11 protein-coding genes and 3 pseudogenes are annotated in these 13,468 nt (G+C 41.5%); 13 read left to right on the top strand and 1 reads right to left on the bottom strand.

Annotation, left to right across the window (positions count from 1 at the left end; translation table 11 throughout):
* Positions 1 to 26: 26 nt before the first annotated feature.
* From PCORN_RS17460 to PCORN_RS12065, 7 genes and pseudogenes are all read left to right on the top strand, one after another.
* A complete protein-coding gene (locus PCORN_RS17460) occupies positions 27 to 548 on the top strand; it encodes a Tle-like phospholipase domain-containing protein (protein WP_051999432.1) in 522 nt (173 codons plus the stop codon).
* A 73-nt stretch (positions 549 to 621) separates the two neighbouring features.
* Positions 622 to 1,137 (top strand): hypothetical protein, encoded by a 516-nt coding sequence (locus tag PCORN_RS17455; protein WP_149024345.1) that lies wholly within the window; start codon positions 622 to 624, stop codon positions 1,135 to 1,137.
* A 22-nt stretch (positions 1,138 to 1,159) separates the two neighbouring features.
* The gene (locus tag PCORN_RS12085; protein ID WP_036080907.1) at positions 1,160 to 1,549 is read left to right on the top strand and encodes a hypothetical protein; all 390 of its coding nucleotides are present in this window, start codon (positions 1,160 to 1,162) and stop codon (positions 1,547 to 1,549) included.
* A 688-nt stretch (positions 1,550 to 2,237) separates the two neighbouring features.
* Entirely contained in the window at positions 2,238 to 3,002 is a 765-nt protein-coding gene (locus PCORN_RS12080) for a carboxymuconolactone decarboxylase family protein (RefSeq protein WP_036080905.1), read from the top strand.
* The gene (locus PCORN_RS12075) at positions 2,999 to 3,577 is read left to right on the top strand and encodes a histidine phosphatase family protein (protein ID WP_036080902.1); all 579 of its coding nucleotides are present in this window, start codon (positions 2,999 to 3,001) and stop codon (positions 3,575 to 3,577) included. Before PCORN_RS12080 ends, PCORN_RS12075 begins: the two co-directional genes overlap by 4 nt.
* 73 nt (positions 3,578 to 3,650) lie before the next feature.
* Positions 3,651 to 4,634, top strand: coding sequence for a Gfo/Idh/MocA family protein (locus PCORN_RS12070; protein WP_036080973.1), 984 nt, complete (start codon positions 3,651 to 3,653; stop codon positions 4,632 to 4,634).
* Between the two features lie 101 nt (positions 4,635 to 4,735).
* Positions 4,736 to 5,843: pseudogene (locus PCORN_RS12065) on the top strand (DEAD/DEAH box helicase); the annotation flags it as partial.
* A gap of 81 nt (positions 5,844 to 5,924) precedes the next feature.
* Here the strand turns inward: PCORN_RS12065 and PCORN_RS12060 are convergent.
* Positions 5,925 to 6,746: a hypothetical protein gene (locus tag PCORN_RS12060; RefSeq protein WP_036080900.1), complete on the bottom strand. Its 822-nt coding sequence runs from the start codon at positions 6,744 to 6,746 to the stop codon at positions 5,925 to 5,927.
* 327 nt (positions 6,747 to 7,073) lie between these two features.
* Here PCORN_RS12060 and PCORN_RS12055 point away from each other — a divergent pair, with 327 nt between their 5' ends.
* The 6 genes and pseudogenes from PCORN_RS12055 to PCORN_RS12030 all read left to right on the top strand — a co-directional run bounded on the left by PCORN_RS12055 (position 7,074) and on the right by PCORN_RS12030 (position 13,359).
* Positions 7,074 to 7,394 carry a hypothetical protein gene (locus PCORN_RS12055; protein WP_036080899.1) on the top strand — a complete coding sequence of 107 codons (321 nt, stop codon included), beginning with the start codon at positions 7,074 to 7,076 and terminating at the stop codon, positions 7,392 to 7,394.
* Positions 7,395 to 7,408: 14 nt separating this feature from the next.
* Positions 7,409 to 7,913: pseudogene (locus tag PCORN_RS12050) on the top strand (matrixin family metalloprotease).
* Between the two features lie 15 nt (positions 7,914 to 7,928).
* A complete protein-coding gene (locus PCORN_RS12045) occupies positions 7,929 to 8,600 on the top strand; it encodes a hypothetical protein (protein WP_036080896.1) in 672 nt (223 codons plus the stop codon).
* 243 nt (positions 8,601 to 8,843) lie between these two features.
* Positions 8,844 to 11,526: pseudogene (locus PCORN_RS12040) on the top strand (sigma-54-dependent transcriptional regulator).
* Positions 11,527 to 11,693: 167 nt separating this feature from the next.
* Positions 11,694 to 12,002: a PTS sugar transporter subunit IIB gene (locus tag PCORN_RS12035; RefSeq protein ID WP_149024344.1), complete on the top strand. Its 309-nt coding sequence runs from the start codon at positions 11,694 to 11,696 to the stop codon at positions 12,000 to 12,002.
* A 76-nt stretch (positions 12,003 to 12,078) separates the two neighbouring features.
* Positions 12,079 to 13,359, top strand: a complete 1,281-nt coding sequence (locus PCORN_RS12030; protein ID WP_036080893.1) for a PTS sugar transporter subunit IIC — start codon at positions 12,079 to 12,081, stop codon at positions 13,357 to 13,359.
* Positions 13,360 to 13,468: the final 109 nt, after the last annotated feature.

Below are 13,468 nucleotides of genomic sequence, written 5' to 3'. Positions count from 1 at the left end.
CTACCAGAAAAAGGAGGCAAAGAGAAATGAAATTAACGGATGAGAGTTATTTTAAGCTGTCCCAGTTGGTGTATGATGATAAATATTTGGATAAAGGTACGCGGATAAGTATAGGCGAAGGGCAGTTTGTTGCTGCAAACTCTATTAATAGCAAGGAAAGTGGTTTGCAAGCCGTGGCATTTGTTCCATTAAAGGAATATAGAAATTTCAAAGCTGGCAAAGCAAAATCCTATGATACTATGGTTTTTGTCAGTCGTGGTACGGAACCAACCAAGCTAAAAGATGTAAAAGCGGATGTAGGGTTGTTATCGTCCAAGACCAAAGGCCAATTTGATGATTACGATCGCTTTGTTCATGCTACGCTGAAAAAATATGATGTAAGGGACTACAGTTTCACAGGACATTCTTTGGGTGGTGCTTTAGCACAATATGAAGCCGTAAAGCATACAAAACCTGCCACCACTTTCGCCGCAGCACGAGCATATCATAAATTAACGGACGCCGAGCAAACAAAAGCAAAAAAAAGGGGACTATTGGAATCTTATTAAAGATTTAAGACATAAGGACGATGTGGTTGGTTCCCTGCCACCTAATGCGCTACTTTTCTATCCTACATATTTCATGGAACGCAATCAATCAGCGTCTCTTTTAGATAAAGCGGGAATTGGCGGGCATTTAGTTGGAACATTTGAAGGATGTTTTGGCGCTAATGGTTCCGCCGAAATGCTGTATAAACCGGACGATATTCGTCGGATTGGTACATCTATTCAGCAAATCGGAACGGATTGTTTGAGCGATGTAGAGCGGTTTCTTACATTTTTCAGAAGTGAGCAAGAACTCCGTATGCGAGAGCTAAAAAGAAAATATATAGGTAGATTATCGGGGGATTTACATTTACTAACGGAATATGAAATCGAAGATGCCCTTCGTGATGTTACTCAAAGTAGGTCGAATGGCGTGCCAGTGGTTTTTGATGTGGCTATGCTAGAAAATGTTTTAGAACAATTGAAGCATGAAAAAGTGGCATGGCAAGACTTTGGAAGACGCGTTGTAGATGCAGGAAATTCCATTGAGAGAAACGACGGAGAATTAGCTCGTATTTTAAGGATAGACTTATCGTCCATGATGCATTCTTGAGCGTAGAAAGGGAGAAAACGGGATGATTGATTTTCAGAAAGAAATACAACAATTAGACCAAGATATTAAGAAAGCCCTGGCAGAGGGTAGCAAAGCAATTGCTGATAATTTAACGGGGATGAAAACAGAATTTGAGAAGCAGCTCCAGCGAACGCAACTGTACCAAGAGTTATACCGAGACGCGGAAAGCATAGCAGAGGAGGGCAAACAGTTGTTGCATAAAGGCATGGATAAATTCGAGATATTGGGATATGAAGGGCAACGTTTGAATGACAAATTAAGATATTCTTTTGAATCTCACGCGGGTGTCATGGTTGCTAGCGAGTTTGGAGAGAAGCGGAAAAAGGTGCAGGAGTTTCTAAAAGATGATTATGAGGCTGTAGCTTCTAGTTGTAGGGCGAATATGTTGTGAGAGCTGCCAAAAAAGACTCATTTCGCTGATGAAAGTCTAACTAAAACTTTGGAAGTTCCAGACATGTTCTTGGCCATAAAAATGATTCGTGAGCTAGATATCCTTAGATGCGGAATGCCAGCATCTTTGAGTAAATCGGATGTTTTTATCTAAGTAATGTAAATCAGCCTGTTTCATTTAAGGTAATCACCGCAAACAGAAGTTTTTATCTAAACAATAGGAAACATAAACCACAACACGCATTACGCATCCAATTTACCCCTAATCCGCTTCCACCCAGCAATCTAAACCACAGAAAAATCTTTTTGTTGCGTTTTCCCTTGGTATTGTGTAATCTGGATAAAGAAGCTCTTCATTCAAAGCAAGCCCAAAAAATAATGCAATCAAGACATAAAGGTGGGATCGATATGAAAAAAGAAAAAACAAGTATGAACAGATCTGTTTACAATTATGATATATAAAGTAGTACTAGTCTTTCTCGGAATCATTTCGTGCATCATTTATGTATTTACGAAAAAGAAAGATTAATTTCATAAAAATTTCAAAACTATCATTGTGCAGTAACCTCAAAGTTACGCGCACAAGGGTAGTTTTTTTAGTGTGCCATTTTTCTGATTGTCCAAACTTGACTTGGAGTCCACTTCAGGGTTTAGACTTCCTATATAGAATAATAAGGGAGGAATTGCAAATGTCTATTAGTAAAACCGCACAAGCCAACCACGATCAATTATTTCCAAATCACACATCAACATTAAAAGAAACGGACCCGGAATTCATCGCACTTTTCGATAATTTTGCGTTTGATGAAGTTTTGCAATATACGAAACTGACGATCAAACAACGCATGAAAGTGACGCTCGCTGCACTGATCGCGATGCAATGCGTGAGTGAGTACAAAATCATGCTAAATGCGGCGCTTCATATCGGCGTGACACCAATTGAGGCAAAAGAAATCGTCTACCAAGCTGTACCATACGTCGGGCTCGGAAACGTATTCGATTTTTCGCAAGTAACCAACGATGTCCTGATAGAAAGAGGTGTCCCCTTGCCACTCGAAGGTCAATCCACGACGACCCCTGAAACCAGATATGAAAAAGGTTCGGAGGCCATCAGACGTGTAGCGGGGGACAAGGTTGACAAAATGCGCGCCACGATGCCTGAAAACCAGAAACATTTCGCTGTATTTTTAGCGGACAACTGCTTTGGCGACTATTTTACGCGGGGCGGCTTAGATGAGAACGAACGCGAATTATTGATTTTCACGATGCTCGCTTCGATGGGCGGAGCTGATCAGCAATTGAAAGGGCATATCGCAAACAATATCCAAATTGGAAATGACAAGCAATTGATGATTGACACGATTACCATTCTGCTCCCGTTTATTGGCTATCCAAGGACGTTGACCGCGCTAAATTGTCTCAATGAAATCATACCAGAAGGAGAAAACGAATGAAAAAAACACTTTATCTTATGCGTCACGGTCAAACACTATTCAACGTGCGGAAAAAGATCCAAGGTTTCTGCGATGCACCACTAACGGAACTCGGCATTTACCAAGCGAAAGTTGCGGGAGATTATTTCAAAAAGGAGGGAATCACATGCGGCGCGGCATACAGCTCCACATCCGAACGAGCTTGCGACACGCTAGAACTGATTACCGATATGCCATATACACGCCTAAAAGGGTTGAAAGAATGGAACTTTGGCACATTCGAGGGCGAAAGTGAGGACTTGAATCCGCCGCTCCCATATGGCAATTTTTTCGCAGGGTTTGGTGGCGAACGAGAAATGGATTTCCGCGCGCGACTTGTCGAAACGATGGAGTCTATCATGAACCAAGAGGACCACGATGTCGTTTTGGCCGTTTCTCACGGTGCCGCTTGTGCCCAGTTCGCTCGAAATTGGGAAGCAAACAGCAAGATTGGACCGATTACTGGCTTGAAAAACTGCTGTATCCTGAAATTTGAATATGAAAATAGCAATTTTACACTGGTGGATTTTATGAATCATGATTTTGCAAATGCCTAGCCAATCTCTTCGCAAATTTTCCGATTTTCCGCTATACTAGAGGGGAGAACACATGAAGAAGGGAAGTTTTGTTATGAAGCTTGGTATTATGGGAACGAATTGGATTACAGACGCATTTGTGGAGGGCGCGATTAACTCGGGTGAATGGGAAATGAACGCGGTTTATTCTCGCACACTGGAAAAAGCCTATGCCTTTGGTGAAAAATATAAAGTAGAAAACTATTTTGACGATATCGACATGATGGCCAGTTCAGACGTTATTGATGCGGTCTATATTGCGTCGCCAAACGCGATGCATTACGAACACGCGTTACAATTTTTACGCCACAAAAAACATGTCATCGTCGAAAAACCGATTTTTTCAACAGTTGCAGAACTGGAAGGTGCGCATAAAGTTGCAAAGGAAAACGGCGTCTATCTTTTCGAAGCGGCGCGTCATATTCAAGAACCGAACTTCAAAATATTACAAGACAGTATCCAAAAAGTAGGGAGACTTCACGGCGCCACGCTCGCGTACATGAACTATTCCTCGCGTTATGATAACGTGCTTGCTGGCGAAGAACCGAACATTTTCTCGCTCCAATTTTCAGGCGGTTCGTTAGTTGATTTGGGCGTTTATCCGATGTACACGGCGGTTGCGCTGTTCGGTGTTCCTGAAAAGGCGACGTATTTCGCGACGAAACTGCGCACAGGCGTTGACGGCGGTGGCCCAGTTATTTTTGAATATCCAGATTTCACGGTGACGATTTTGCAAGCTAAAATGTCGCAATCTTTCCTACCGAGCGAAATATACGGCGAAAAAGGCACGCTTGTAATCGACCCATTGACGGGCATTCAGAGCATCCAATACGCCGATAACCACACGAAAGAAATCGAGGAACTCGCGATGTCAACGATTCCAAACGACATGGAATTCGAAGCGACCGAGTTTGCCAGGATCATCAAGGATAACGATACCTTGGCGTATGAAGACCTTGAAGACTTAAGCAAAGCAGTACTACAAATCTCCAACGACTTGCGCCATCAAAATGGTATTTGGTACAAAGTCGAGAAATAGTATTTTTGAAACCAGATGATGCGAATTGTCTGGTTTTGTTGATTTCAGGGAAACGTGGTATGATGGTACTATCGAATTTTAGAGGGAAAAAGGAGTTTATTATGACAATAAAAGAAGTACCTGAAATCTGGGCTGAGCAGTGGAAAGCCCACAATTATGAGGAAATGACCGAAATCCAGCAGCAATTATACACGCCGATTAAAGAGGGCAAAGATGTCATCGCAGTTTCGCCAACAGGAACGGGGAAAACAGTGGCCTATTCGCTATCTGCCATCGAAAAATTGGAAGTAAAACCGCATACGCAATGGCTTATTTTAGCGCCATCACACGAATTAGTGATGCAGATCGCGGATGTTGTCCGTTCATGGTTACCAGCTGGTCTGAAAGTCGTAGGCATCATCGGCAGCGCCAACATCAAACGCCAAATCGATAATCTTAAAAAGAAACCGCAAGTCATCGTTGGCTCGCCAGGTCGGGTTTTGGAGCTGATTAAACAGAAGAAAATCAAGATGCATGAAGTTAAAATGATTACGCTGGACGAATGTGATCAACTTTTGATTCGTGAAAATGTTCCGACGGTGCTTGAAATCGTGAATAGCGCGATGCGTGACCGTCAATTAGTGATGGCATCCGCGACGAAATTGGACGATCCGATGATGTTTTATCGCAACAGCGAAATCGAGCCGCTTATAATCGAAGCGAAAGCCGAGGAAAGCAACGCCAACGTGAACCATCTGTATATGGATGTTGAGCAGCCGCGTGACAAGGCGATTTTACTGCGTCGGATATCGAATGTGGAAGGCATGCATGCGCTCGTTTTCGTGAAAGATAAAGTTCGGATGGATATCATTTTGGAGAAATTGCAGTATGACGGAGTTGCCGCAGCGGGAATTCACGGAGAAGTCGACAAAGAAAAGCGCAAAAAAATACTTAGCAGCCTTCAAAAAAGCAGAATTGACGTATTTGGTTGTAACTGACGTTGCTGCGCGTGGCTTGGACATCCCCGATTTACCGTTCGTGATCCATTGTGATGTGGCGATGGATGCGAAACAATATACACATCGTTCTGGTCGAACAGGGCGGATGGGCAAAGCAGGTACGGTTCTCTCATTTGCAAACGAACGCGAAGCCCGGACGCTGCGCCAATATTTGAAGGAATTAAACAAAGATCCGATTAAAGTTCGCTATTACGAAGGCGTCTTAACGGATGATTTTGAAACGAAAGCAAAACGTAAATAAAAAACCTGTAGAATGAGGCACATCAACGTGACATGCCTCATTCTACAGGTTCTATTTATACTCTGAATCGGCCTTATTTTCAAATATACTATCAACATTTTCTTGAGACCATTCGCCTGGTTGCAGGATTGTCGGATATCCTGACGTCATTTTTTCATGGCCTGCGATAACATAAACAACTTTTGGTTTCAAAACATACCAAGCGTAGCGCTCTGGATCGCCACTCAACGTTAACGTGCGGGAGACAGATTTGCCTGCTGGAACGGATGTAGTAAGTGTATGAAGATGCATCGCGGCAAGTTCTGCTGTAACGCTTTTAATGGTTACATCCGCTGATTTATCGTTATTCTGCACAGCCAATGTATATTCATTCATCGCCGTTTGGGCGGCAGCACCGGAAAATTCGAGGTTTGCGGGCGGTGCGTCATTGTCTACATCGAATATTAGCTTGCCGATAGCAACAGTTACCGATGATTCCCCTGAAATAAGCGTCATTTTCTGCGCCTTGAAAATCCCAGCTTTATTGATTTTAATATCCAAGTTCAAATAACCAAGTCCAGCCTTTCCATACTGATTCCTCGTTTCGTTTACTTCGCCTACCTCAGCTTCCACTTCACCCGTATCAAAAGTAACTGCAGAAATCTTACCGATACTCGAATCGCCAAATAAAAACGGCAAACTTAGCGAAAAGGTCTCGCCTTGATGCAGGGAAATATAAGCGTTTCCTTTTAAGAAAAACGGATTTTCAACCTTAGGTACGTTGAGCTTGCTTGCCTCTGTCGTATCATCATCCGTAGGCTCCCAAAATATCATAGAAATAATAATGATTGAAGCAATAAGCGTCATTCCAATTAAAAATTTGTTCTTTTTCATCGTTGCTACTTCACTCCCTCTTATGTAAATCATTGACAATATCATCATACCATTTCTGCACAATCTCGTAAATCGCGCACAACACAAACCATGAAACAAATGACCGAGTTCGGCCAAGTCAATTTAGAAATTTTCCGACCTATTGATTTTTTAGTTTGCCGAATTACCTTTGTTACAGATATAAATAATAATAATAAGATATCAATGTTTCTTGGGCTTTTGTTACATAAAAAAAATGAAGACGTTTACTAAAAAAGTGTGGTGTTATTTTGATTAATATGGTAGCATTAAGGAGATGTATGGAAAATAGAACTAAAGGAGGATAATATGAGAAAAATTCAAAGTATAGTTAATACATTGTTTCTAACATGTTTATTAACGCCGTTAACACTTATTGTTTTTCCGATGGTGTATGGAGTAGCTGACGGTTCTAAGGGGCCAAGCTATTTATATCTTTTTGGTGGGCCTTTAAAATGGCTAACAGTAAGTAATGGTGAAGATAATAAACAAGGATTTGTTGACGCTGTGTTTAATGGAAATACGGGTATCACAATTCAATGGACACAATTGCTATGTAGCTTTCTAATAATCTTTGTTATCTTATGCGTGATTGTTCTGATAATTAAAAAAATAACTTCTAAAAAGTAAAGGAGAGACTTTCAATGAAACGTAACAAGCGATTACCAATTATATTAACATGTGCTATCTTAGGCTCTTATGTTCTATTACCTACAGTAGAGGTAAAGGCAGCGGCTAAAGTTAGTACTTGGGATTTAGTGGATTCCGGTAAACATATGGATTATGATGGGAATTCGAAATATATGTCTCAAGTGAAATTTGGTGCAGGATTATGGAATGCTCATAAAAAAGGGGTTATTAGACCGGATTCAGCATCCGTTATTGAAGATGTATACTGTAGCGATGTATCAGTAAATAATAGTACTAATGCAACCACGTATTCCAACGGTAGACTAGTTTTTAATAAAAAAAAATATGGACAAGTTATCTACTAATGGTAAAAAAATGGTGGCTTCGCATGAGCTAGGCCATGCTCTTAGGCTAGCCCATAATACGAGTTCAGACATTATGTACGCATATGACACTACTAGGATCACACTATCTGCAAATGATAAAGCTTCATACAACGCAGCATATAAAAAATACTAAGGTGGGGTAGAGAAAATGAAGAAATCAGCTATAGTAAAAATAATGTCAATAACGCTTATCATCGCGATAGGAGTTTTCTTTTTAACAATCAATGGCAATAATGATAAAGCTGCGCAGAAAGACGAAGCAAAGAAAGACAAAATTCCGGTTTATGATATGCGTTCTACATATACATTAGATATTGACAACCCGAAGGAAGTGGTTGGTAGCGCAGATTATGTTTTTGTTGGGAAAGTCTTGGAGGAGACTGGAACGGTGTACAGAAACAAGGTTCCTGTTGAAGTGGACAGTGACACTATAGAATATATTGGAGACGCCTATACACAGTATAAGATTCAGGTCATTTCTAATATTAAGAACGAGTTAGTTACTGACAATGTTATTGATATTGATAAGCTTGGCGGTATACGAGAAGATGGTTCGGCGTACGATGTATTTGAAGATGATGAACTGCCAGTACAAGGCGAAACATACATTTTTACGGCTTATACGCAAGATGATGGGTCGTTGTTAATTTCCGGCGCTAATTCTAATATTCGATTTGATGAGAATGCATCAAAAGTGAGTACCGAAAAAGCAGTATCAACGACAGAAGAATACCAAGAGTATCAAGATGCTGTTGATGATCAAATTGAACCAGAAGGAAAAGAAGATCTTAAATCTATATATGACGCTACAGAAGAATAAAAATTCTAATTTAAAAAGATCCTCTCATAAGGAAGAACACCAATCAGTGCATGATTGGTGTTCTATTTATATGATCCATCTTTTGCCCCTAGTCCGCCCTAATAGTTTTCTAATGTAGTCCTATGTTAAAAATAACAAAAGACTTAAAACGTTACTGTACCAACAATTGCACTTTTATAGTGACCGTGTAGGCAATTAGATGTTACAATAGAAGAATAGAGCTTTTAGTAAGGAGTCGGGGACATGCTTAGTAGAAGAGACGAAGTATTTAAGCTGCTGAATAGTGTAAACGGTAAATTGACGGCAAATGATGTTGCTGAGAAATTACAAATGGACCGCGCGAATGCAAGTCGTTACTTGAACGAACTGTTTAAAGACGAGCAGATTGAGAAACTTCCTGGAAAGCCGGTTCTTTACCGAGCCTTCACAAAAGAGGAAGCCAAGCCGGGAATTGGCAGTACGCAGACGGCTTTTGATCGACTGATTGGTTCTGCGCAAAGTTTGAAAGTGAGCATTCAACAAGCGAAAGCGGCGATTCTTTATCCGCCAAATGGTTTACATACATTAATTCTTGGGAAAACAGGTACAGGGAAGTCCTTATTTGCGGAGTGCATGTATAAGTTCGCTCGCGAGGCTGATATGGTTAGCAAAAATGCGCCATTCGTCTCGTTCAACTGTGCGGACTATGCGCAAAATCCACAACTGCTTTTTGGTCATATTTTTGGTGTGATCAAAGGGGCATATACTGGGGCAGAACAAACACGCGAAGGTTTACTTGCAAAAGCGGATGGCGGGATTTTATTTTTAGATGAAATTCATCGATTGCCTCCAGAAGGTCAGGAAATGTTATTCACGTTCATTGATAAAGGCGAGTATCGGCCACTTGGTGAGAGCCAGGCTGTGCATACGGCGGAAGTGCAGATTATTGGTGCGACGACGGAATCACCGGATAATTTCTTGTTGGAAACTTTTACGAGACGGATTCCGATGACGATTACGCTGCCACCACTCGCAGAACGGCAGTTGGAAGAACGCTACCAGTTGATTGAATTTTTCTTGTCACAAGAAGCAACGCGCTTACACCAGACGATTCGTGTTCATCGCCAAGCGTTAATGGCATTTTTGCTGTATCACGCGAGCGCCAATGTAGGTCAGCTACAACGTGATTTGAAGCTTGCATGTGCGAAGGCGTTTTTACATTACAAAACAAAAGCAACGAACTATATTTTAATTGAGCAGGACGATTTGCCGATTTATGTCCAAAAAGGTTTACTACATTTGAAAGATGAGCCGGAGAAAATGAACCGGTTGATCGATGTCAATAAGACGATTTTCAAGTTTTATGATACGAGTGAAGCGAATGATATCGCGATTGAAGATGTGGATGACGTGTACCAAGCGATTCAGACGAAGGCCGATCAGTTAATGAAAGAAGGAAAGGACCAGTCGGAGCTTGAGGAAGCGCTTTACATGGATGTCGATCAGTATTTCCACGAATATATGGGGCAACTCCCAACGCAACAATCGGCGAAGGAGATTATTAGTCCGGAAATCTGGCAGCTCACGGATCAAGTATATGCCTTGGCGGAACAGCGCTTGGAACGTAAATACAACGAAAAAATGCGTTTTGCGTTTGCGCTTCATTTACAAAGCACGATTGAACGGATCCGCGAACAAAAGCATATTGTTCATCCGGATTTGAATAATGTCCGCAAAAAGTACTCGAAAGAATTCCAAGCGGCGATTGATATTTCGGGCTTATTAGAACAAGCGCTGAGCATCGAAATTCCTTTTGATGAAATCGGATTTTTGACGATGTTTTTAACCGAGGAAGTCGTGGAATCGATTTTTACACAGGAAGCGCTGGTCGAAGTCATTGTCATGATGCACGGCCGCTCCACTGCAACAAGTATGGTGGAAACGGTTCAAGAACTTCTTAACATCGAATCTGGTACAGCGATGGATATGCCGCTATCGGTAGAAGTGAAAGCGATGTACGAGAAAGTAAAAGCTAAGGTCCAGCAGCTAAATCCGACAAAAGGTGTGCTTATTTTATCAGATATGGGCTCGCTGACGTCATTTGGCAACATGTTGACCGAAGAACTCGGCATCCGCACGAAAACAGTCAGCATGGCAAGTACGCCGGTTGTACTGGAAGCTATCCGTAAAGCCTCACTAGGACGTGGATTGGAAGACATCTATCAAAGCTGCCAGCAACTCTTTGAAAATAAATACAAGGCACAAATTTTACGAACCAAACCAACGAAAAAACGCGGTCATCTTCACGTGTTTCACAGGAGAAGGCGTAGCAGAACAACTGAGATCCCGCGTGGCACCCGTTATTGATGAAGCGAAAGTGGAAATCATTGTCCTGCAATTTTTGCATAAAGAAGCGTTTCGTGAGCGAATTGATCAATTAATGGAAGAATACAATATTTTAGCCATCATGGGTTCGGTTGAATTCCAATACCGCGAAATTCCGTTTTTCAGCGCACTAGAGGTATTTTCCGAAGGCGGTCTGGACATCGTGAAGCGGATTATCAACGACGAAGTACCATACGATCAGCTGATTTCCTCACTAGAAGGCAATTTAAAAGAAGTCGAATCACCAGAACAACTCGTCTACTTCCTGCGCAAAATCATTTCGGAATTACAAGTCCAGATGAACCTAGTGCTGGAACCGGGCGTCGACATCGGCATCATTTTGCATCTGGCCTTCCTTGTTGAACGAATGAAACTGGGCGGCGTAGATCGCGAATTCCCGAACATTGATGCCTTCACGAAGCAACATATGATAGAAATGCAAATCACGCAACAAATGATGGAAAACGTCAATTTGGAATATAATATCATCGTGCCACAGTCAGAAATCGCGTACCTAACGCAAATGATGACGGCGAATAAAGTCATTACAAAAGAACTCTGACGCAACGAGAGCAAGTGTGTACATAATTTACACACTTGTTTTTTGTTCATGTGTAAGCATGAAATTGGCTTTTTATTGCGTTTTGCTTCCATTTTTAAAGTTGGCACGGAACTTGCATTTATAAGAGTGAGGGTTAAGAAATAGCGTTTTAGGGAGGATGAATCGAAGTGAAAACAATCATGTTAGTTTGTTCCGCGGGTATGTCAACCAGTTTGCTAGTCACAAAGATGGAGAAGGCGGCAGAGGATAAGAACCTCGAAGCCAAAATTTTTGCAGTATCAGAAGCCGAGGCGCCAGATAATATTAACAAAATCGACGTCTTACTATTAGGACCGCAAGTCAGGTTCCTAGAAAGCAAATTTAAGAAAAAACTAGAACCACTCGGAAAACCCGTCGCAGTCATCAACAGTATCGATTACGGGATGATGAACGGCGAAAAAGTTTTAGATCAAGCACTAACTTTACTTGGGGAATAAGCGGTACATTGTGACTGCTTAAATATAGGAGGAGGCAAACGTCTCGTCCAAAATAAAATTATTGGGGGAAATACAAATGAATGGTTTTATCGCATTTATGGAAAAGTACTTTATTCCTTATGCAGCCAAAGTCGGTGGGCAGCGTCATCTAGTTGCTATCCGTGATGGTTTCATTTCAACAATGCCATTAATGATCTTGGGGTCATTAGGGACATTAATCAACAACTTGCCACTTCAAGCATACCAAGACTTCATGAATAACTTGTTTGGGGAAGCACTTTGGAAATCTTTTGGGGGAAATATTTGGAACGGTACTTTCGCGATTCTAGCACTTTTAACTGCTTTTACCGTAGCGTACAATTTAGCGAAATCGTATGATAAAGATGCTTTATCAAGCGGTGTTGTATCTGTTTCTTCTTTCTTTGCCATTGGTGGTTTGACAGGACTTAGTTCATCAGGTCTATTTTTAGCACTTATTGTAGCTTTACTTTCAACGGAATTATTCACTCGTTTAAGTGGAAATCAAAAACTTATTATCAAAATGCCAGACGGTGTTCCGCCGGCAGTATCTAGATCATTCGCAGCACTTTTCCCAGCGATGATCACAGTAAGTATTTTCGCGATGTTTACAACGATTCTTTTCGGATTAGGCGTAAAAGATATCGTTGGCGAATTCTACAAACTAATTCAAGAACCGTTCATGGGTCTTGCGAATACATTACCAGCAGCGTTACTACTTGCCTTTATTTCTTCATTCCTATGGTTCTTCGGACTTCACGGTGCGAACATTATCGAGCCATTCATGCAAACAATCAACGTTGACGCGATCGCTAAAAACGTTATCGCACTTAACCTTGGTAAAGAAGCTCCTTATATCGTTAACAAACCTTTCTTTGACTCTTTCGTCAACTTAGGTGGTACTGGTGCAACGATTGCTATCATTATTTCGGTATTCCTATTTGGTCGCCGCAATAAGCAATACGTTACTGTATCAGGACTAGCTTCAGCTCCTGGACTATTCAACATCAACGAACCATTAATGTTTGGTCTACCGATTGTGTTAAATCCAATCCTATTCGTACCTTACATCTTGGCTCCACTAGTGCTTGTTACAATCGCTTACTTTGCGACATCATGGGGAATGGTACCAGCAGCAACAATCGTAACACCTTGGACTACACCGCCGATTATTGGTGGAGTACTTGCAACACAAAGTTGGACAGGTGGGGTTCTAGCCGCGGTCAATATAGCCGTAGCCGTAATCATCTACGCACCATTCATTAAAGTAGCAGAAATTCAAGAAATCCGTCGTGAAAAAGCAGCAGCAGCCGGCGAAGAAACAAAAGATAATTTTTAAAACGAAGTGCTGACCACACCCGTTAGCTCCGACAGAAATTGTTAGAGGGCGCAGAAAAAGCCGTCCTTTGGCTTTTGCGGAGGCCACGAAATTTCCGAGGAGCTGGTGT

The organism is Listeria cornellensis FSL F6-0969 (assembly GCF_000525855.1).
GTDB classification, from domain to species: domain Bacteria; phylum Bacillota; class Bacilli; order Lactobacillales; family Listeriaceae; genus Listeria_A; species Listeria_A cornellensis.
This window is presented reverse-complemented; position numbering and strand designations above follow the sequence as displayed.